12 protein-coding genes are annotated in these 21,818 nt (G+C 68.5%); 6 read left to right on the forward strand and 6 right to left on the reverse strand.

Annotated elements, in window-relative coordinates:
• Positions 1–35 precede the first annotated feature (35 nt).
• Positions 36–2,471: a glycoside hydrolase family 2 protein gene (locus E0H45_RS07840; RefSeq protein WP_131335587.1), complete on the forward strand. Its 2,436-nt coding sequence runs from the start codon at positions 36–38 to the stop codon at positions 2,469–2,471.
• Positions 2,472–2,531: 60 nt separating this feature from the next.
• Here the strand turns inward: E0H45_RS07840 and E0H45_RS07845 are convergent, their stop codons facing one another.
• The 4 genes from E0H45_RS07845 to E0H45_RS07860 all read right to left on the reverse strand — a co-directional run bounded on the left by E0H45_RS07845 (position 2,532) and on the right by E0H45_RS07860 (position 8,855).
• Entirely contained in the window at positions 2,532–2,993 is a 462-nt protein-coding gene (locus E0H45_RS07845; protein ID WP_131335589.1) for a hypothetical protein, read from the reverse strand.
• A 42-nt stretch (positions 2,994–3,035) separates the two neighbouring features.
• A complete protein-coding gene (locus E0H45_RS07850; RefSeq protein WP_131335591.1) occupies positions 3,036–5,768 on the reverse strand; it encodes a phosphotransferase in 2,733 nt (910 codons plus the stop codon).
• Between the two features lie 563 nt (positions 5,769–6,331).
• Positions 6,332–7,792: an NAD-dependent succinate-semialdehyde dehydrogenase gene (locus E0H45_RS07855; RefSeq protein ID WP_131335593.1), complete on the reverse strand. Its 1,461-nt coding sequence runs from the start codon at positions 7,790–7,792 to the stop codon at positions 6,332–6,334.
• Between the two features lie 34 nt (positions 7,793–7,826).
• Positions 7,827–8,855, reverse strand: a complete 1,029-nt coding sequence (locus tag E0H45_RS07860) for an MsnO8 family LLM class oxidoreductase (protein WP_238154850.1) — start codon at positions 8,853–8,855, stop codon at positions 7,827–7,829.
• A gap of 316 nt (positions 8,856–9,171) precedes the next feature.
• On the opposite strand from E0H45_RS07860, the gene E0H45_RS07865 reads away from it, so the two are divergent.
• The 4 genes from E0H45_RS07865 (at position 9,172) to E0H45_RS07880 (ending at position 16,750) form a co-directional block, all read left to right on the forward strand.
• Positions 9,172–12,150, forward strand: coding sequence for a type 2 lanthipeptide synthetase LanM family protein (locus tag E0H45_RS07865; protein WP_131335597.1), 2,979 nt, complete (start codon positions 9,172–9,174; stop codon positions 12,148–12,150).
• A 13-nt stretch (positions 12,151–12,163) separates the two neighbouring features.
• Entirely contained in the window at positions 12,164–12,379 is a 216-nt protein-coding gene (locus tag E0H45_RS07870) for a hypothetical protein (protein ID WP_131335599.1), read from the forward strand.
• Between the two features lie 111 nt (positions 12,380–12,490).
• Positions 12,491–15,415 (forward strand): ATP-binding protein, encoded by a 2,925-nt coding sequence (locus E0H45_RS07875; protein WP_131335601.1) that lies wholly within the window; start codon positions 12,491–12,493, stop codon positions 15,413–15,415.
• A 105-nt stretch (positions 15,416–15,520) separates the two neighbouring features.
• Positions 15,521–16,750 carry an ROK family transcriptional regulator gene (locus E0H45_RS07880; protein ID WP_238154851.1) on the forward strand — a complete coding sequence of 410 codons (1,230 nt, stop codon included), beginning with the start codon at positions 15,521–15,523 and terminating at the stop codon, positions 16,748–16,750.
• A gap of 95 nt (positions 16,751–16,845) precedes the next feature.
• Here E0H45_RS07880 and E0H45_RS07885 read toward each other — a convergent pair whose 3' ends face one another.
• Complete coding sequence (locus E0H45_RS07885) at positions 16,846–17,595, reverse strand: alpha/beta fold hydrolase (RefSeq protein WP_131335605.1); 750 nt, start codon at positions 17,593–17,595, stop codon at positions 16,846–16,848.
• On the reverse strand, positions 17,586–18,266 hold the full coding sequence (locus E0H45_RS07890; RefSeq protein WP_131335607.1) for a DUF998 domain-containing protein: 681 nt from the start codon (positions 18,264–18,266) through the stop codon (positions 17,586–17,588). The genes E0H45_RS07885 and E0H45_RS07890 overlap by 10 nt, the downstream gene beginning before the upstream one ends.
• Positions 18,267–18,375: 109 nt before the next feature.
• On the opposite strand from E0H45_RS07890, the gene lysX reads away from it, so the two are divergent.
• Positions 18,376–21,732, forward strand: a complete 3,357-nt coding sequence (lysX, locus tag E0H45_RS07895; protein WP_131335609.1) for a bifunctional lysylphosphatidylglycerol synthetase/lysine--tRNA ligase LysX — start codon at positions 18,376–18,378, stop codon at positions 21,730–21,732.
• Positions 21,733–21,818 lie beyond the last annotated feature (86 nt).

Here is a 21,818-nt window from a genome sequence, read left to right on the forward strand (position 1 = left end):
TCACCTACTTTCCGCCCGCGACTCGGAGCCCGACTGTGACATCACTCAAGACCTTCGACCTGACCACCGACGGCGGTGCTGCCTGGACCGTGCAAGCGGTCGAAGGTCCGGCGCCGGACGGCCTGATCGGCCGCGCCGTGGCCGCGACCGTGCCGGGCGAGGTGCACACCGACCTGCTCGCCGCGGGCGAGATCCCGGACCCGTTCGACGGCGACAACGAGTCGGCGCTGCACTGGATCGGCCGCACCCGCTGGAGCTTCCGGACCACGTTCAGCTGGGTTGCCGATGGCAACGAGCGGCAGGACCTGGTGGCCGAGGGTCTGGACACGGTCGCGACGGTCACGCTGAACGGCCAGGAGCTCGGCCGGACCGCGAACCAGCACCGCTCGTACCGGTTCGACGTCACCGGCGTACTGGTTGCCGGGGACAACGAGCTGGTGATCGAGTTCGAGGGTCCGGTGGCGGCGGCCGAGGCGGAGCGGGCGAAGGTCGGCAGCTGGCCGCACACCAACCTGCACCCGTACAACGAGCTGCGGAAGATGGCCTCGAACTTCGGCTGGGACTGGGGACCGGACGTCGCCACCGCGGGGATCTGGCGGCCGATCCGGATCGAGTCCTGGTCCGGCGTACGCATCGACTCGGTCCGCCCGCTCGCGGGCGCCGACGGCGTGCTGAACACCTTTGTTTCGCTGGTCTGGACCGACACCGCCGCCGAGTACGCCACCGTCACCGTGGAGGTCGGCGGGACGGCGCAGTCCGCGAGCGTCAAGCCCGGCACCGACACTGCCGTCCTCACCAACAGGGTCCCCGCGGTGGACCTCTGGTGGCCGCGCGGATACGGCGAGCAGCCGTTGTACGACGTGACGGTGACGTTGGCCGACGACGCATGGACCGGCCGGGTCGGCTTCCGGGACATCACGGTGAACGTTGCCCCGGACAACGACGGTACGCCGTTCGTGCTGTCCGTGAACGGCAAGCCGGTCTACGTCCGCGGCGCGAACTGGATCCCCGACGACGCGTTCGTCACCCGCCTGAACGCCGACACGTACCGGACGAGCATCGAGGACGCGGTCGACGCCGGCATGAACCTGCTGCGCGTCTGGGGCGGCGGGATCTACGAGAGCGAAGACTTCTACGACGTCTGCGACGAGCTGGGAATCCTTGTCTGGCAGGACTTCCTGTTCGCGTGCGCGGCGTACTCCGAGGACGAGCCGCTCCGGAGTGAGGTCGAGGCCGAGGCGCGCGAGGCCGTCACCCGGTTGAGCCGGCACGCCAGCCTCGCCGTGTGGAACGGCAACAACGAGAACATCTGGGGGTACGTCGAGTGGGGCTGGCGGGTCCCGCTCGCCGGGCGGCCGTGGGGTGCGGGGTACTACCTCGACCTGCTGCCGAAGATCGTCGCGGAGCTCGACCCGCGGACGCCGTACTCGGCCGGTAGCCCGTACTCGTTCGACCAGTTCATCCACCCGAACGACGACCGGCACGGCACGATGCACATCTGGGACGTCTGGAACCAGGTGGACTACACGACGTACCGCAAGTACAAGCCGCGGTTCGTGTCGGAGTTCGGGTTCCAGGGGCCGCCGGCGTGGTCGACGCTGACGTCGGTCGTGCACGACTCGCCGCTGGACCCGTACGGCGAGCAGATGCTGGTGCACCAGAAGGCGTTCGAGGGCAACCTCAAGCTGGAGCGGGGGCTCGGCGATCACCTGCCGGGCTGGAAGGACATCGACGACTGGCACTGGACGACGCAGCTGAACCAAGCCCGGGCGATTGCCTATGGCATCGAGCACTTCCGCAGCCTGTTCCCGTTGAACACCGGCGCGGTCGTCTGGCAGCTGAACGACAACTGGCCGGTGGTCTCCTGGGCGGCCGTCGACGGGCATGGGATCCGGAAGCCGTTGTGGTACGCGTTGAAGCGCGTGTACGCCGACCGGCTGCTGACCGTGCAGCCGCGCGAGGACCAGCTGGTCGTTGCCGCGCACAACGACACCGACTCCACTTGGTCGACGGAGGTAACCGTCACGCGACGCTCAACTGTCGGCGATGAAGTGCTGGCCCGGGAGACGTTCGCGATCGAGATCGCAGCCCGGTCGGCGATCGTCAGCGAGCTTCCGGAGTCGGTTGTGGTTGCGTCGAACCCGCGCGCCGAGTACCTGGAGGTGCGTGGCGCGGACGGCGTCACGGCGTACTGGTACTTCGTCGAGGACACCGAGCTGCAGCTCGCGGGCAACGCCTACACCGCCACGATCACGCCGACCGAGGGCGGGTACGACGTGACGGTCACCGCGACCGCACTGGCGAAGGACCTGGCGCTGTTCCCGGACCGGTTGGACGCGGCGGCACGGGTGGACTCGTCCCTCATCACCCTGTCCGCAGGCGAGAGCCACACCTTCCACGTGACAGGCGCCATCGCTCCGGACGAGGTCGCCGTACCGGTGCTGCGCTCGGTGAACGATCTGCTCAACTGAGACCTTCCGTAGCCGCCGACCCGTCGGCCGGCGGCTACGGAAGAGCATGGCGAGAGATGCCTATGCCTGCACGTGTCCACGTCGCAGAGGCACGGTTCGGCGTTGGTTGCCGTTGCCGTCCTTCCACTCGAGGTGAGCCGTGGCCCGCCGACGGCCGTCGAGTCTCGGCGCGACGACCCATGGAATCGGGTACCGGCCATCAACGTCGAGGACGGCCAGCGGAAACTCGTCGGCAGGACATGCCTGCAGCTCGAGATCCGCCCCGTGCTCGTCCTTCATGGTGACCGAGACCGCCGAGGCTGGCCCAGGACCGCGATTCCACAGGACCAGGTGATAGCCGACCCAAACGACCGCTCCGTCGTTGAGGATGACTTGTGCCTTCTCAGGCAGCCGGAAGAAGTAGGCGGCGACCTGGGCAGCGTTGTTCTCACGAACTCTGCGGCGATGCTGGATGACTGCGACGACAACACTCACGAGCAGAGCGGCGGCGGAAACCATTAGTGCGGCGAACTCGGTCGACAACTGTACAGCCCCCTTTCACGGTGGTTCGGCATGGATCCGAGCTCAGTGGTGGTTCGACTCCCAGCGGGCCAGCAGACTGGTCGCGACGATCGTCGACAGCGCCAGCGCCGCCTGCCGCTGGCCGGTCGTCATCGTCGAGTACCGGCTCATCGGCAGGAGCGCGCCGAGCAGAGCGACCAGGTACTCCTCTGGCCGGATCGGCCAATGCTCCTGACTGCACCCTGTCGCGATGTCACGCATGCGCGCTGAGATCCCTGCGGTGCGCGCGAGATTTCCAGTCAGCTCCGAAGCCTCACCAGCGAGGAGCCCGTCGCTGCCGATGCTCATCAGTGGACTGGAGGAGAACCACACCAGCATCGACTCGTACTCTTCGTCGGTCCATTCGAAGACCTGGCACAGCGCGCTGGCCTCGATCATCGCGAGGTCCTTGCACACGTGGCCGTAGTGGGCGCTCTCGAAGTCGATCAGAACAGTACGCGGCCGCTTCTGAGCGTCGACATCGGTGCACAAGATGTTGTCGAGATGAAGGTCGCCATGGCACAGCGAGAGCAACGTGTCGAAGTCACGGAGTCCAGAGCTGAGGGAGTCCAGCAGCCAGGAGAGCTCCCCGGTTCCGAGCTCGGCGACCTCGCTGGCAAGCCAGGCCGGATCTATCCAGCGATCAACCCCCAGCACGTTCGCGGGTCGATCGAGATCCCCGGCGCAGCGGATCGGCGGGGCGATCCACTTCTCCTTCATGAGTTCCATCCCGAGGTCGCTCCCCGAGGCGACGACCCTGGCGATCTCGGTCTCCGCCCAGTTACGCGGAGATTGCTTGTCGAAGACCGGCGCCGGACGAAGCACCGGATACTCCGCGCGAAGATCGATCCGGTCCCGGCGAACATGCGCGAGCCATGGCTTCAAGGACACCAGCGACAGGCGGCCGACCGTGTCGCTCACCAGCGCGGACTCGTCGGTCGAAGAAATCCACTCCCGCAAGGTCAGCGGATTGTCCTCTTCGTTGAAGACATACGAGGTCTGAATCGCCCGCAGCGGACTCCCGTCCTCGCCGAGGTACATGTCCATCGGATGCGCGACGCACTCGCTGGGACGATAGCTCTGATGGAGTCGCCGGGCGTAGGCGTCGAAGTTGCGCACCTCGCGGGTGATCTTGTCCCGATCGTCGATCTTGAGAATCGCGAAGGGACCGTACCGGTTACTCAGGAGGTACGTCGGGACTCGCCGCCCGCGGAACAGGTTGCCGTGGACGGTGATCACGTCGCCAGGGGCGAGCCCCTGAGCGGCGGCTGCCCGAAGTACCGGACTCGGAACCATCAGGCGGCCGAACGAGTCGCTGGTGATGAGACTGCCACGCAAGGCGGTGTCCGCGGTCCCTTGCCACGGGTTCGACGCGACGCGTACCCGATCGACCCGGCTGAGCAGGTCGGTGAGGCCCTTCTCCCAGTAGTCCAGGCTGAGATCGCCGGCATTCTCCGAGGAGGCCTGATAGATGAACCGCAGCATCCAGCCCGCGCGCGCCGCGTCCCACCCACAGACCGATGCCAGGGCGTAGCACCCACCTTCAGCCTCCGGCCCCGCCTGCCACCCACTCAACAGCATCTCCGACCAATCCTCGCGATCGGCTCGTTTGAGACCGCGGAACGCCGGCGCGTCGTCACTCTGGATCCGACCGTCGTAGTAGCTGTCGGACGGGCTCGAGGGATTGGGACCGGCCAGCATCAAGTACGTGCCCACGGCCGCCAGAACCCAGTTGCGCATATAGACGAACCGGCCCAGCACAACCGGCGTCACGTTCGATGCGATGCGCACCACGGCCTCGGCCGAATCCAGCAGGAGATCGCGATCGCCGTCGTCGTACCGGTGACTGATCAAGACACAACTGATGTACCCGAGGAGATCGATCTGCACCTGGGGCTGATTGGTGGCGAGGCCGTCCTCGCACTGCCAGAGCTCGTGGTTCAGCAGCGCCGAAGCGAGCCAGAACAGCCTCGCGCGGTCACCGCCGCCGACCTTGAACGCCATCGCCCGCGACTCGCGGGTGGCATTGACGAGATCCACTCTGCGGGCAGCAACTCCGCTTTCCTCGAAGATCGACGCAAGCACACGGCAGTCTTCTTCGAAGAGCTGGCCCAAGTCCCGCTCGATGATTCCGGAGCGACCCAACTCGATGTTCACGTAGGCTTTCAGGCTCGCCAGCACCCGAGCCACCGGCTCCGTCGTCGACCAGGACGGGAACAGGCCCCTCAGGAAGGTTCCGGCATCCATCGCTTCCGCCGCCGGCCTGCGATCCGTCGCGACCGATTCGTCAACCGCGACGCCGCCGGTGGTGTCGGTCCGTAGGTACTGCGACAAGATCTCGTCGAGACGGGACCACGGGGCGTCTTCGACGATCGGCGGCTCATCGAGGACCACGATGTCGGTTTCGTCGACACCCAGCGCGCGAAGATTGGCGAACGAGAACTTCGACGCCTTGAACATATGCGCCGGCATGTCACCAGATGGATATGATCCGGACAACACCGAATAGGCTGCCCGGAATAGCACGATCGCTCGCTGATCAGCTCCCTGTTCGCGAAAGTACGCACCGAGACCGTTGAGCCCGGCACTCATTCGATAGGCGACGCGATCGACATCTTTGTCCGGTCCGTAAGAAAGCAGAACGTTATAGGCAGACTTCACAACCCCCTTGTCTTCCATCGACTCGACATAGCGAGCCGCTGGATATTCGGACGGAAAAACAGATTTCGCCCATTCGACCCATACCTGTAGATCCATGGAATTTCCCCCCTACCCGCACAGGCGAGCAACATGCGGCCAAACTCACCCCCGGCCGCTTCCCCTTGGCCGGAACTGTAGCGGACCCGGTACCACTGAGCGAGATCACAGACACGGTCCGTCGACATTCGTCCATCAATGTGCGCTTGGCGAACGATCTGCCGAACCGACTTACGTCGAGACCTTGCGGTCGGTGACCGCCCCGTCGAGCAGACGGCGGGTTATCCGGCTCTCCTGTCCGATGTGTGGGTGATGATCAGCCCGATCCATGGATGTGCAACAGGCAACGGTGGGTGGGAACCTGCTATTGCCTGTCCCCAGTCACGAGCGCCTGTCCTCACACCCCCGCCGCCCCCGGCCCCTCGGCGGCCGCGCGCCGAGCAGACGGCGGGTTATCCGGGTTGGCGGCTGGAACGTCGAGTCGTGGATCGGGGCTGCGTTTGGTCGCCGAAATCCATGACTCGAGGAGCGTGAGCGCCTGCGGCACGGCGGTCGGAAGGTCGCCGGATCAGCTCAACCCGCCCACACATGCAGCATAAGAGCCGGATTTCCCCGGCAGTTGGTCAGTCGACGTTGACCGCGACGTACTTGATCTCCAGGTACTCGTCGATGCCGACGCTGCCGCCCTCGCGGCCGAGGCCGGACTGTTTGACGCCGCCGAACGGCGCGGCGGGGTTGGAGACGATGCCCTGGTTGAGGCCGATCATGCCGGCCTCGAGCCGTTCGGACACCCGGAGTGCGCGGCTCAGGTCCTTGGTGAACAGGTAGGACACCAGACCGAACTCGGTATCGTTCGCCATCCGCACGGCCTCGTCCTCGGTGTCGAACGCCGTCAGCGGCGCGACCGGCCCGAAGATCTCCTCCTTCTGCAGCCGGGCACTCCGCGGTACGTCGGCCAGTACCGTCGGCTGGAAGAAGTACCCGTTGCCCTGGGCAACCGCCCCGCCGGTCAGCGCGCGAGCGCCCTGCGCGATCGCGTCGGCGACCAGATCGGCCACCTTGTCCCGCTGCTTCCCGTCGATCAGCGGGCCGACGTCGACGCCGTCCTCGGTGCCACGGCCGACCTTCAGCCCGGACATCCGCTCAGTCAGCCGAGTCGCGAACTCGTCCATTACGGACGACTGCACGTAGATCCGGTTGGCCGCCGTACAGGCCTCGCCGCCGTTGCGCATCTTGGCCAGTATCGTGCCTTCGACAGCCTTGTCCAGATCCGCGTCCTCGAACACCAGCAGCGGCGCGTTCCCGCCGAGCTCCATGCTGGTCCGCAGCACCTGGTCCGACGCTTGCTCGAGCAGCTTGCGGCCGACCGGGGTCGAGCCGGTGAAGGAGAGCTTGCGGGCACGGCCGTCACGGATCAGCGGCTCCATCACGCCGCCCGCGTCGTGCGTGGTGACCACGTTGAGCACGCCGGCCGGGAGCCCGGCCTCGGTCATCAGCTCGGCCAGCTTGAGCATCGACAGCGGCGTCTGCGCGGCCGGCTTGATCACCATCGTGCAGCCGGCCGCGACCGCCGGGCCGATCTTGCGGGCACCCATCGCCGCGGGGAAGTTCCACGGAGTGATCAGCAGGCACGGGCCGACCGGCTGGCGCATCACCAGGAAGCGGCTCGCACCGTTCGGCGCGATCTGGTAGCCACCGTCGATCCGGACCGCTTCCTCGGCGAACCAGCGGAAGAACTCGGCCGCGTAGGCGATCTCGCCCTTGGACTCGGCGACCGGCTTGCCCATCTCGAGCGTCATCAGCAGCGCGAGATCGTCGGCCCGCTCGGTCATCAGCTCATAGGTACGCCGAAGGACCTCGCCACGTTCCCGCGGCGCCGTCGCGGCCCACTCGGCCTGTGCAGCGACCGCGGCGTCCAGAGCAGCCATACCGTCCGCCGGGCTTGCGTCGGCCACGTCGCAGAGCGTCGTACCGGTGGCCGGGTCCTCGACGGCGAGGGTCCGGCCGCCCTCGGCCGCCACCGACTTACCGCCGATGAACAACTCGGTCGGACACGCCTCGACGACTTCGCGCTCTCGTGACATGAGCCTGCCTCTCAACTAGTCGGCAGTACCCAGATTAGGCCGTGGCTATGAGGGGCGGTGCGGACCTCGGGACCGTGCGGACGACCCGGGTCAGAGCAGCCGCCACGTTGCGGAGGATGGATGACCGGATCAGTCCGTCGAAGGCCAACGGGACGAGCATGATCTCGTCCGCGGTCGTCGCGACGACCAGCTCGCCCAGCGCGGCCGCCACGGTCGCACGGGAGCCGACGATGTGCCCGGGATAGTCCAGCAGCCGTTCGGCCCGGCCGCGCTCGCGTCCGGTCAGCGGGGGCTCCAGCAACCCCATCAGCTCGCTCGGCGTCGCGCGTATCCCCGCAGTGGCCAGGCGTGTCTGCACCCGGATGTACTCGGCGAACCGGATGACCGCCTCCTCGTCCGAGTCCGCTGCCACTACTCCAACCGTCGCAGCAATGTACGGCCGCGTTTTCGGCCCGGTCGGCTCGAAGTGCTCGCGGTACGCCGCCATTGCAGCAGGTGTCGTCGCCGCCGCGCAGTGATGCGCGAGGAACACCGGCAATCCACGTGCGGCGGCTGTCATCGCAGCAGCCGGGCGATCGGCCAGCACGAACACAGGTGGTGGCTGTCCGGCCAGAGACAGGCGTACGTCGCCTACCGGCGCCCGTCCTGGCGTTCCATCGCGCAGGAAGCCGCACAGCTCGTCCAGCCGCTGCGGAAACGTGTCGCGCGCACCACCAGCAAGTGCAGCCGCCGTACTGGGTGCGACGGTGCTTTGATCTGCTACACCGAGGTCGATCCGACCCGGGTACGCCGCAGCGAGCGCAGCGAACTGTTCAGCAACTACCAGCGGTTGATGGTTGGTCAGAAGGAGCCCACCGGCTCCCACCCGGATACCGTCCGTGCGCGCAGCCAGAACGGCTGCGAGCACCGCCGGCGCGGCACCGCCGACACCTCGGACGCCGTGCTGCTCGCCGACCCAGAATCGGCGATATCCGAGGTCGTCGGCGGTCAGTGCCACCTCCGCGGTCTCCCGAAGCGCGGCCGCAGCCGACTGACCGGGCAGCTGCGGGACGACGTCCAGCACAGAGTGAGCCGAGACTGGCAGTCCGGGAGCGACAGGGGTGAACACGCGACCACAGTCGCAGCGGCGGTCCGGATCCCGCATGGGGATTCGACCCCCATCTTCCGGCAGTTATGCCCCCATCCGGAACACGTGGCCCGGCACCCGAATTTGGGTGTTCACAGCCCTTGCCGCAGCCCTTGCCACGCAGGCAGTGTTCCCGGCGTGCCGGCGGGCCGTCACCCCCTGGTCGTCACGCCGCGACAGGCACTGATTGCGGAGGAAATATGGGGGCTGACTACCCATGCCCGCACCCAGGGGGCGGTGGCAGCCTGAGCGCGTGCTCAACTCCGCGATCCGCACCGACCAGCCAGAGATCTGGTGGTCCGCGGGCCTGCGGCCGCACGAACTGATCCACGCCCTCACCCGGTCCGCACCGGCCTGGGCCGAGTACGTGGAACGCAGCATCTCTCTCCCACCGAGCGCGCCTGCCGCCGGTCGAGACCCTGCAGGGACCGGTGTCACCGGCGGCCACACTTCAGGTGGGGCGGCCGCGACAGCGGGTGGGTCCGGCACGGACTGGCGGCAGGCGCTTATGCGTTGCCTGGAGCCGCTGCTCGACTCGGCTCGCCAGGACCTCGCTGCGGCCGGTCACACCGGAGCCGTCGCCGAGGAGTTCCTGCAACGCCAGGGCCTCCGGCTGGTGCAGCTGGCCGCACGGACGCTGGTCCTGGAGCTCGCCCGGGCCCGGGACCGCGGCGAGCTGGCCGGTGACACTCCGGCCGCACGCTTCCTGGACTTCACCCACCGGCTCGTCGGAGGGAGCGAGCTGGCGGAGTTCCTGGCCGCCTACCCGGTGCTGGCCCGGGTCCTGAGCGAGTCGTGCCGACAGGGCGTCGAGGGACACCTCGAGCTGGTGGCACGGCTCGCCGAGGACCGCGAGTCGCTGATCCCCGGACTGCTGGACGGCAAGGACCCCGGAGCTCTGACCGCGATCGAGCCCGGTGGCGATCCGCACCGTGGCGGACGCAGCACCGCGATCCTCACCTTCGCGGACGGTCAGCGGGTGGTCTACAAGCCCCGGTCGCTCGAGCTGCACGGCCACTTCAACATGTTCGTGGATTGGCTGAACACGCGATCCGCGCTGGGCATCCGCACGGTGCGGCTACTCCCCCGCGACGGCTACGGCTGGCTGGAGTACGTCGTCCACGAGCCGTGTACCGATCTGGCCGGCGTACGGCGGTTCTACCACCGGCAAGGTGCGCTCCTTGCGTTGCTGTACGTGCTCGACGGCACGGACATGCACTTCGAGAACCTGATCGCAGCGGGCGACCAGCCGGTGCTGGTCGACGTAGAGACGCTGTTCCACCCCAGTCAGTTGCCGCTGAACGCATTGAGCCTCGACCCGGCGTACCGCTCGCTGGTCGGCTCGGTGTACCGCACTGCGCTGCTGCCGCTGCTCGTGGCGGGTGAACACGGTGTCGCGGACGTGTCCGGTCTCGGCGGAGACGACGGCTCGATTGCCCCGATGAGCGTGGTCGACTGGGCCGACGCCGGGCTGGACTCGATGCATCTGGTACGGCGTCCTGGACGGACGCAGAGTGCCGCCAACCGTCCGATGCTCGACGGGCAACTGATGGAGCCGCGCGATCACGAGATCGCTGTGCTCACAGGGTTCCGGGCCGTGTATGAGGCGATTGCCCGGCACCGCGACGAGTTCCTCGGACCGGACGGAATGCTGGCGCGGTGCGGTGCGGACCAGATCCGGTTCGTGCCTCGCAGCACCCGCCTTTACACGAGCTTGCTGGACGAGTCGACCCATCCGGACGCGCTGCGCGACGCGGCGGGCCGGAGTCAGCTGCTCGACCTGCTGTGGGATGCGGACGAGTCGCTGCACGCAATCGTTCCGTACGAGTTGGCCGACCTGTGGGCGGGCGACGTACCGCTGTTCACCGCGCAGCCGGACAGCCGGGACGTGTGGGCGTCCGACGGCACTCGCATCGCCGACGTCCTGGCCACGCAAGGTCTGGCCGCGGTCGAGGCGAAGATCGCGAGCCTCGACGACATCGACGAGCACCGCCAGACGTGGCTGATCTCCGCATCTCTCGCCACGCGCCCGGAGCCGATCACGCACGCCAGCACGACCGCGCGACCACACGTGGGAGCGACCGAACCGGACCCTGAGCAACTACTGTCCGCGGCCGCTGACATCGCCGACGAGATCATGGCGCAAGTGGTCAGCGACAAGGGCGGTGCGGCCAACTGGCTCGGCCTCGAACTGCTCGACGACCACCACTGGGCCGTACGTCAGATGGGCGCCGGCCTGTCCAACGGCTACACGGGTACGGCGCTCTTCCTCGCGCAGGTCGGCGTACTGACCGGCGCGAACAAGTACTGCGAGTTGGCCCGCGATGCGATCCGTCCGATCCCCCAACTGCTCGAGGCCCTGGCCGGCGACCCGGAGTCCGCCGAACTGGTCGGCCCCGGCTTCCACGGGCTCGGGGGCATCAGCTACGGGCTCGACCGGCTGTCTGCGCTCCTCAGCGACCCCGACCTCGCCAACTGGCTGGCCGCGTCGCTGGAGCTCAGTGAACGACTCGAACCGGACCCCACCGAATTCCCGTCGTACGCCGAAGGCGCGGCGGGCGGGCTGGCCGCAATGCAAGCAGTACAAGGCTTTCCGGCCGCCGGCCGGCTGGCCGAGCGCTACGCGAATCACCTGGTGACAACAGTCGAGAGCGGACTCCGTGGCCGAGTAGCAGCGGACCACGGCTTCGCTCGCGGCTTCCAGGGAATCGCGTGGTCGCTCGGCCAGTACGGCGTACCCGGCGACCGGTACCTGGACGCAGCGCGCACGGCGGCCGATCTGGATCGCCGCGACGGCCGCAGTGGGAACGGTGGACCTGGCTGGTGCTCCGGTGACGCGGGAACTGCGCTGGCGCGCGCCGCGACCGGTGTACCCGCGGACCTCGACGCCTACCTGAGGGCCGCAACAGAACGACCGGTGCTCGCAGACCTCAGTCTGTGCCATGGCGAGCTCGGCGCGGTGGAGTCACTCGTGTGGCTCGCCGGACGTGAGTACCCAACTGCAGAGGCGGCACGGCGACGTCGTGCCGGGTTGGTGCTCGCGGCAGTGCAGCAGTACGGACCGCAATGCGGGACACCCCGTGCCATACCGTCTCCAGGCCTGCTGACCGGTCTGGCAGGGATCGGCTACGGACTGCTCCGACTTGCGTTCCCCGAACGGGTTCCGTCCGTGCTGTTGCTCGAACCAACCACCGGGTCGAGGTGTGGCACAGCACCAAAGCCCACACTGTGACAAGGGGAACAGCATGACCGCCCAGCACCACGATGTTCAGTCAAACCTTCCGGCCGACGCGCACTGCCCGGAGCCGGAGCGCACCGACCCACTCGGCCCGATCACGTTGCCGAAGCGGACCAAGGTCGGCGTACGGGCGATGGTCCTCGCGGGGACCGTCGGCCTGAGCGCGTTCGCGGCCGCGGCCGTCGTCGCGGCGCCCGACAGCATCCCGTGGACGACGATCTAGGTCCAGGCGCCTACGAAACGTTTGACGGAGTGGCCGGCCGCTGTCCAGAAGCGGTCGGCCTCCCGTCGAACAACCTGCGCTGACAACCATCCGTCGTTACAGTTGGCAACCATGCAGACCCGCTCGCCGACTGTCGTCGGCAGAGACCTAGAGATCGAGAGCCTTGACCGCCTGCTGGCCGAAGCCCGCGGCGGTCACGGTGGTGCGATCTTCCTGGTCGGCGAGCCCGGAATCGGCAAGAGCCGATTGGCCGCGACAGCCACCGCCCAGGCCCTCGACGCCGGCATGACGACGCTGCGCGGACGGGTCGGCGCGATCGGGACGATGGTTGCGTTCCGCCCGTTCACGGAGGCCCTGCTCTCACTGATCCGGCGCGGCGAGATGCCCACGACGGAGAGCCTCGGTCCGTACCGGCAGGTTCTCGGCCGGCTGGTGCCGGACTGGGACGACGGCAGCGCACACGCCACCGCTGCGTCACCGGTCGTACTCGGTGAGGCAGTACTGCGGCTGCTTGCCCTGGCGGGCCGGGATCACGGTTGTCTGCTGGTACTCGAGGACCTGCACGGCTCCGACCCGGAGACGCTGGCCGTGATCGAGTACCTGCTCGACAACTTGGACGAGCAACCGATCGCACTGGTCGCGACGCTGCGGTCCGAGACCTGCGCGGCGTACGAACTGGCACAGCTGTCGGCACAGCGTGGTGCGGCCGAGCTGACCGAGCTGCACCCGCTCGGCCGGAGCGAAGTCGCGGAGCTCGCCGCGGGTTGTCTGGAGGTCGCGGTCAGCGGCGTACCCGAACAACTGGCGGATCAGTTGTGGAGCGACAGCGCCGGAATCCCTTTCATCGTCGAGGAACTGCTGCAGGAGGCGAGCCGCAGCGGCCAGCTGCTGTCCGGGCCGGACGGCAGCGTGCAGATCGTCGACGACCTGCAGACGAACGTCCCGCCCGCGGTGGTGCGCAGCATCAGCAGCCGTACGGCGCAGCTCGGGTCGCAGTCGCGCGACATCCTCGTGCTGGCCGCTGTGATCGGGCACCGGTTCCCACTGAGCGTCGTACGCACGGCGACGGGGACGGACGAACGTTTGCTGCTGGCAACGCTTCGGGCCGGTGTCGCAGCCCAGCTGGTCGGGCCGGACGAGCCGGCGCCGGACTGGTACGCGTTCCGGCATCCGCTGACCGCAGAATCGCTGCTCGCCGGTCTCACGCCGACCGAACGCTCCGCCTTGGCCAGTCGCTGCGCGGACGCGGTAGAGGAGCTGCATCCCGGTCTGCCGGGCGAGTGGTGCCCGATGGTCGCCGAGCTCGCCGAAACCGGTGGCGACCCGATCCGCGCCGGGCGGCTGTTCGCACTGGCCGGGCGCAGGTCGTTCGACGACGGCTCGACCGGGTCGGCGGCCAACCTGCTCGACCGCGCGAACAGCCTGCTCACCGCCGATCCCGACATCAGCCACCGGGCCGACGTTCTCGGTTCGCTGCTGCTCGCGCTGAGTGCGACCGGCCGCTTCGAGCACATCGCCGCGCATGCCGTGACCGTCGACGAGTTGGCGGACCGCAACCTCGACAGCCGCAAGGTCGCCGCGCTGCACGTCCAGCTCGCGAACGCCGAGATGATGGCCGGTCGCTGGTCGGCCGCGCTGGCCCACGTCACGACCGCCCGGTCCCTGCTCGGCAGCAACGCCGGCGACGCCGACCTCGCGCCGGTGGACGTCGTCGCGGCGAACCTCGAACTCGCCCGCACGAGTCCCGGCCGGCTCAAGGCCGCCACCGAGCTCGCCACCCGCGCGGCCGCGGCGGCCGAACGCGCGAAGCTGCCCGAGGTCGCCTGCGAGGCGCTGCAACTGCTGGGCATCCTGGCCCGCGAACACGACCTCGACGAGTCGATCGACTACTTCCACCGGGCGCGGCAGGTCGCCGAGGACCACGCGATGACGTTCCAGCGGGTCGTCTCGCACATCCTCCAGGCAGGCACCATCTGCCTCGCCGAAGGCAGCATCCTCGAGCTGGAGCGGGCCCGTCAGCAGGCGCTGCGGATCGGCGCCATCCCGTTGGTGTACGAGGTGGACGGGATCCTCGGCCAGCAGGCGATCCTGCGGTCCGAGTACACACGCGCCGCAGAGATCATCGACGAGTGTCTCGAGGTCACTCGCCGGCTGCGGATGGGCCGGTCGGCGACGTACTTCCTGGCCACCAAGGCGATCCTCGAGGCGCACCAGGGCCGGCGGTCGGCGATGGAGTCGACGCTGGGCGAGGTCGCGAACTGGGGTGGCGAGCGGGCGTCGTACGAGCTGCCGTACTCGTACGGCCTGGCGCGGGCGTTCTGCGCGCTCCTGGAGGAGAACCGCGAGCTGGCCGACTCCGAGATGGCACAGGCCCTCGCGTACGACGCTCAGAACCCGACCACGCTGCACACAGCCGGAAAGAACGGTCTGGGGTTGTTCCTCGGCGTACTGTCCGGCCGGAACGGCTGGGCGCACTTCGAGGTCGTCACCGCGACCGCTGCCAGTGGGATGCGGTGGAACAAGCAGTTCGTCCAGCTGGCTCATGCCGTTCTGCTCGGGCGGGACGGACAGGTGGACGCGGCGAACGCGATGGTGCTCGCGGCGACGGAGACCGCGTCGCTGTACCCGATGGCGCACCACCTCGGTCTGCGACTGGTGGCCGAGCCCGCCCACGCGGACGGGTGGGGTGAACCGGTCACGTGGTTGCGGCGGGCCGAGGACTACTTCCACAACGCCGACATCCAGGCAGTGGCGAGTGCGTGTCGCAGCCTGATGCGGCAACTCGGTGCGACAGTGTCACAGCGGCGGAGCGGTTCGGAACAGGTTCCGGCGTACCTCAGGCAGATGGGTATCACCACCCGTGAGTACGAGGTGTGCCGGCTGCTGGTGGACCGGATCGGGAACAAGTCGATCGCATCCCGGCTGCACATCTCGCCGCGAACCGTCGAGAAGCACGTGGCCAGCCTGATGACCAAGACGCAGCAACCGGACCGGGAGGCGCTCAGCAGTTTCGCCCGGACCGTACTTCAGGACTAAGTTGTCGACTCACCCACCGGTATCCGCCAGTCGGTGGGGTCAAATGGACAGTATTTACGAACGCTCGCTATCTATACTGTGCGGGTGGCAGGCAAGGGGTCGGACATGAGCAAGGGAACGGTCGGCGGCGGCGGTACGACGATGCTGCGGCGGATCAACGTGGCCGCGGTCCTGGACGCGGTACGCCGCTCCGCGCCCGCACCGTTGCGCGTCGCCGAGCTGGTCGAGCGCACCGGCCTGGCCAGACCGACGGTCGCCCAGGCCGTTGACGAGCTGCTCGACGCCGGCTGGCTGCAGCAACACGGCCCCGACTCCGCGGACCGCTCGCTCGGTCGCCCGGCCATCCGCGTCTCACTGCGTGGCCGCGCCGCACCGGTGCTCGGACTCGACGTCGGCCCGCACCGGGTCACCGTCGGCGTCTCGGACCTGGCCGGCCGCAAGCTCTCGCTGGTACGGCGCTCAGGACCCGGATGGACCGCGCAGCAGCTGCTCGGAGTCATCGGTGAGGTCATCAACGAGGCCCTGGCCGAGGCCGAGGTGCCGGCCGAGGACATCGCCGCCGTGGTCGCCGCGAGCCCGGGCATCGTCGACGAGCACACCGGCCGGGTCCAGCTGGTCCCGAGTGTGCCGGGCTGGTCGGCGATCGACCTGATCAAACACGTCCGCGGTCTGCTCGACTGCCCGGTCATGCTGGACAACGACGCCAACCTGGCCGCGCTGGCGATCGCCGCCGCACGCGGCGGGACCGGCACGCTGCTGGCGGTCCAGTGGGGTGAGCGGCTCGGTGCGGGCATCGTCATCGACGGCCGGTTGCACCGTGGCACCGGGGCGGCCGGTGAGATCGGCTTCATCGCCACCGACACGGACGACGTGATCAACCCGGAGGACAGCCGCGGCCCCTTGGAGCGTGCGGTCGGCTCGGAGGCGATCGCCGCGCTGGGTCGTCAGGCCGCGCTCGACAACCCGCAGTCGCGGCTGGCCGAGCTGGGTGGAGAGCAGCTGGACACGGCGGACGTGTTCGCCGCTGCGGCGGAGCGCGACCCGGTGGCGCAGGCCGTCGTACAGCAGGTCGCCCGGACGTTCGCACGCGCATTGGCGCCGTCCGTGCTCGTGCTGGACCCGACTGCGGTGGTGATCGGTGGCGGTGTCGCCCGCGCCGGCGCCGTACTGCTGGACGCCATCTCGGACCAGTTGCGCCTCCTGACGCTCAACCACCCGAAGCTGGAGCTCTCCGCCCTGGCCGAGGACGCCGTGGTCACCGGTGCCATGCGGATGGCGCTCGACGAGGTCTGGCAACGCAAGCTGCCAACTCCAGCGATGACCAGCACTACCTAGTCATCACTCATTGTGCAAGTCCACTACAGACGATTACTGCCACGACCGTTTCAGTGGAATGAGCGTAAAGCACTCCGGGCGCTGAGGGGAAGGGTCTACCGGCGGACTGCGGCGGCGATGGCGTCGGGGCGGTCGAGGTGGACCAGGTGCGCCGAGTCGGCCAGGACCTCGACCGTTCCACCCAAGGTGTCAGCCAGACGTTGCTGGCCGGCCAGCCAGCTGCCGGCGGTGAAGCGCGACGTACCGCCGGTCGCCACCAGGAGAGACGTCGGAGCGATTGCGCCGACCGGACCGGCGACCAGCTTGGCCACCTCTGCGGCCAGCTCCCAGCTGCCCGCGAGCTCGTCCCAGAACAGCAGCCACGACCTGTCCCCGCCGTACCGTGCCTTGGCCGTTGCTTTCGACAACAGGTCGTGGTTCGACGTGCTGCCGAGCCGCACGATCAACCGTCGTACCGCAGGACCGAGCAGCTGCGGTACGCCGATCCGCCCGAGGAACCGCGCCGCCGAGCGAGCCACCCGGTCACCACGCGTCCCGGGATAGAATGCACGCCACCCCGTCTCCGACGTGAGGCTGCTGTCGACCAGCACCAACCGGGCCACCTCGAGCGGCCGCGTCAGCGCCCAGCGCAGTGCGGCCAGTCCGCCGATCGAGTGCCCGATCAGTCCGATCTCCGCATCGGGCCGTACGCCGACTGCCGTCCGCAACGCGTCGACGTCCGAGGTGATCGACGTACGCCACGGATCGATGACGCGAACATCCTCGTCCGGGAGCAACTCGACAAGCCGGCTGAACTCCTCCGGAGTCTCAGCCAGCCCAGGCAACACGATCCACGTCACGGCCATCGAGATAAAGCGTGCCTCAGAGCTGGTAATACTGTCCCCAGCATTAAGCAGACGAGCGCGACAGAGACGCGTTGCAGGATGCCTGGGGCATCCAGTTCGTTGCCAGTGAGGACGTCGCTCCCGGTCTGCAGGCCGAGCCACGTCTGCGTTACTGCGACCGCTCCGGCCAGTACGGCGACCGCCTTGCCCCACGGACCGCCCCAGCCGCTCTTGCGGAGTACGAGGACCGCGAAGACGCCCATGGCGATGCTGCCGAGACCTGCGAGGGTCGAGGTCACCTCATGGAGCACCAGCGCCACTCCGACCTGGCCGTTCGCCTCTGCCGCTCGGCACGCCGCACTGGCCGACGGTGCACAGTCCATCGGCGAGAACGAGTCGAACAACGTGCCGAGCCCGAAAACCGTCGTACTGATCAGCAGACCGGTCAGCTCCCACTGCGACCGCGCCGCCGGCCTGGCCAGCAGTACGGCGACCAGCAGCAACACGCCCGTAGCCAGGTCCATCCCGCGCGCGTAGAGACTCGTGGACTGGTCCCGCGCCCCCAGCTCGCTGAGGAACGAACTGTGGACGTCCAGCGGGAATCCGGCCGCCACCTCGAGCAGCAGGCTGCAGTACAGCACGCCGGCGGCAAGCATCAGATTGCGGATCAGGCGGTAAGGGACGGCGACCATGCACAACACCGTCGCATGTCAACCAAAGTCTTGACTGTGGCGTCAGCTGTACCGTCGAGGTAGTGCTAGGTCGACCGAAGTCGCAGCGAACTAGTGGGATGATCGGCTGGTGCGGTCGGAACAAGCAGCAGTGATCCCGGTGTGGCAGCACCGGGCCGCGGTCTGGGTGGGCCGCGTCGTCGTGCTTGCCTCGGTGTGGTCCTTCATCGCCATCCCGCTGCACGTGGGCGCGCCGAAGTTCGTCAAGCACGTCGATTTCGCGTTCGACTTCGTCGGCATCCCGGCCGGGCACACGATCTTCTCCGCCGTCTACCTCGCGGTGGTCGGCAGCGCGCTGCTGCGCGGCAAGCGCGCCGCCCTGCTCTGGGTGCTGTGGGTCTTCGAGGCGCTCTGGTTCCTCGCACAGGTCGCCGGGATCGCGTTCACCAGCGTCCGGTTGGCCAACCCGACGGACGCGGACCTGCTCCGCGACTTCGGTCCGGCCAGCGTGCAGGATCTCGAGTGGGGCATCGTCCAGGCGGTCGTGGTCGCCGCGATCGTCGCGCTGTTGTGGACGATCCGCGGCGCCTTCCCGGCCCGGCTCGCGCCCGGAAGCCGGCGGCTCGCGGTCGGCGCACTGGTGTTCGGCATGCTGATCTCGATCGCGGTCAGCGTCACCCTCACCCAGATCTTCCCGCGCACGCTCAGCGGGCAACGGCAGAAGATCGGCTGGGCGGTGATCGCCGCGCTCGGCCAGTCGCGCAGCAAGATGGGCGGTCACGAGGGCCACGGCTGGATCGGCCTGACCGTCGGCGCGATCTCGGCGGCCTCGCTGGTGCTGGCGTTCTGGATCTTCCTCCGCTCGGTCCAGCGGGTCCGGTACCTGACCCAGCCCGAGGAACTCGAGGTACGGCGCCTGCTCCTGCTGCACGGCGAGCGGGACTCCCTCGGGTACTTCGCCACCCGCCGGGACAAGGCGGTCGTGTTCGCACCCGGCAACGACGCCGCGATCGCGTACCGGGTGGTCAACGGCGTCAGCCTGGCCAGTGGCGATCCGCTCGGCGACCCGGTCGCCTGGCCGGCGGCGATCCAGCGCTGGCTCGCCGAAGCCCGTACGTACGGCTGGTCCCCGGCGGTGCTGTCGGCGAGCGAGGAGGCGGCGCAGGCGTACGTCGACGCCGGCCTCCGCGCACTGTCGATGGGCGACGAGGCGATCATCGACGTCGCGGACTTCACCCTCGAAGGCCGCACGATGCGACCGGTCCGCCAGGCCGTGACGCGGGTCCAGCGGGCCGGGTACCACGCCGAGGTCGTGCGGCACGGAGACCTGTCTCCGGAGACGCTGGCGCGGTACGTCCACCTTGCGGAGAAGTGGCGCGGCGCGCGGACCGAGCGCGGGTTCTCGATGGCGCTCGGGCGGCTCGGCGATCCGGCCGACTCGCGCTGCGTGATGGTGATCGCCCGGGACGCCGACGGCGTCGTCCGCGGGCTGTTGTCGTTCGCCCCGTGGGGTGTCCGGGGCGTGTCGCTGGATCTGATGCGGCGCGATCCCGAGTCCGTGAACGGGTTGATGGAGTTCATGGTGACCTCGCTGATCGACGCCTGCGGCGACCTCGGCGTACACCGGATCTCGCTGAACTTCGCGATGTTCCGGGAGATCTTCAGCGACGCCGAGCGGGTCGGCGCGGGACCGGTACTGCGACTCACGAACGCGTTGCTGACCGCGGGATCACGCTTCTGGCAGCTGGAGAGCCTGTACCAGTCGAACGAGAAGTACTTGCCGCGCTGGTCGCCCCGGTTGATGTGCTACTCGCGAGGCGCTTCGCTCGCGCAGGTGGTGCTGGCAGCCGGTACCGCGGAGGGCTTCCTGCCGGCGCCGCGGCCGTGGACCCGCGTCGACAGTGTCGAGGCAGCGGAGCGGCACGCGATCATGGCCGCGGACGGTCGCGCGTTCGCAACCGCCGTACACGAGCAGGAAGAGGAGTTGCTGAGGCCGGCGTTGCCGACGCGGAAGCTCACCGAGCAGGAGCAGATCCGGCGTACCAAGCTCGCCGAGCTCGTTGCTGCGGGCATCGATCCGTACCCGGTCGAGGTGCCGCGGACGGAGACGCTGGAACAGGTCCGGGAGCTGTACCCGAACCTGCCGCCGGACCATCACACCGGGCACACGGCGTCCGTGACCGGCCGGGTGCTGCGGATGCGGAGCCACGGCGGCCTCGCGTTCGCGCAGCTGCAGGACGGGCTCACGCAGCTGCAGGTGATGCTGACGGCCGAGTCCTGTGGCGACGTGCCGCTGGACCAATGGCAGCGACTTGTCGACATCGGCGATCACGTGAGCGTCACCGGCGAGGTCGTCACGAGCCGCCGGGGTGAGCTGTCGATCGCCGCGACGTCTTGGGTGATGGCGGCGAAGTGCCTGCATCCGCTGCCCGACAAGCGGAAGGGATTCACCGACCCCGAGGCGCGGGTCCGGCAGCGCCACCTCGACCTGGTGATGAACCCGGAGTCGCTGCGGATGATGCAGCAACGCAGTGCCGCAGTACGGGCCCTGCGCAACGGTTTCGAGACGCGTGGGTTCATCGAGGTCGAGACGCCGATGCTGCAGGCGGTGCACGGCGGTGCGAACGCGCGGCCGTTCGTCACGCACATCAACGCCTACGACACCGAGCTGTTCCTGCGGATCGCGCCGGAGCTGTACCTGAAGCGGCTGAGTGTCGGCGGGATGGGCAAGATCTTCGAGCTGAACCGGAACTTCCGCAACGAGGGCGCCGACGCGACCCACAACCCGGAGTTCACCTCGGTCGAGGCCTACCAGCCGTACGCCGACTACCACGTGATGCGTGAGCTCACCCGGGAGCTGCTGATCGAGGCCGCGACCGCGGTGCACGGCAAGCCCGTCGTACGCCGGGACGGCGAGGAGATCGACATCTCGGGCGAGTGGCCGGTCGTCACCGTCCACGACGCTGTCGGCCGGGCCGCCGGTACGGCGATCGACTCGGAGACGCCCGCGGACCAGCTCCGGGAGTTGTGCGCGGAGCACGGCGTCCACACGACGTTCGAGATGACGGCCGGCGAACTCGTCCTGGAGCTGTACGACGAGCTCGTCGAGCCGAACACCACGCTGCCGACGTTCTACACCGACTTCCCGCTCGAGACGTCCCCGCTGACCCGCAACCACCGCACGAATCCACGGCTCGCCGAGCGCTGGGACCTGGTCGCGTTCGGGGCCGAGATCGGTACGGCGTACTCCGAGCTCGTCGACCCGGTCGAGCAGCGCCGCCGGCTCACCGAACAGTCCTTGAAGGCCGCCGCCGGCGACCCCGAGGCGATGTCGCTGGACGAGGACTTCCTGTCGGCGCTCGAGTACGCGATGCCTCCGACCGGCGGTCTGGGCATCGGCGTCGACCGGGTCATGATGATGCTCACCGGTCAGAACATCCGCAGCACACTGGCGTTCCCGTTCGTCCGTCCCACACCACGGGACTGATGCCTTACCCTTGACCCTCACGGGTTGGGGAACCTGGGGGGTTGGGGTGGGGATGAAGTGCTGGGTTGCGCTCTGTGCCGGGGTGG

The organism is Kribbella soli, assembly GCF_004331345.1.
Classification (GTDB): domain Bacteria; phylum Actinomycetota; class Actinomycetes; order Propionibacteriales; family Kribbellaceae; genus Kribbella; species Kribbella soli.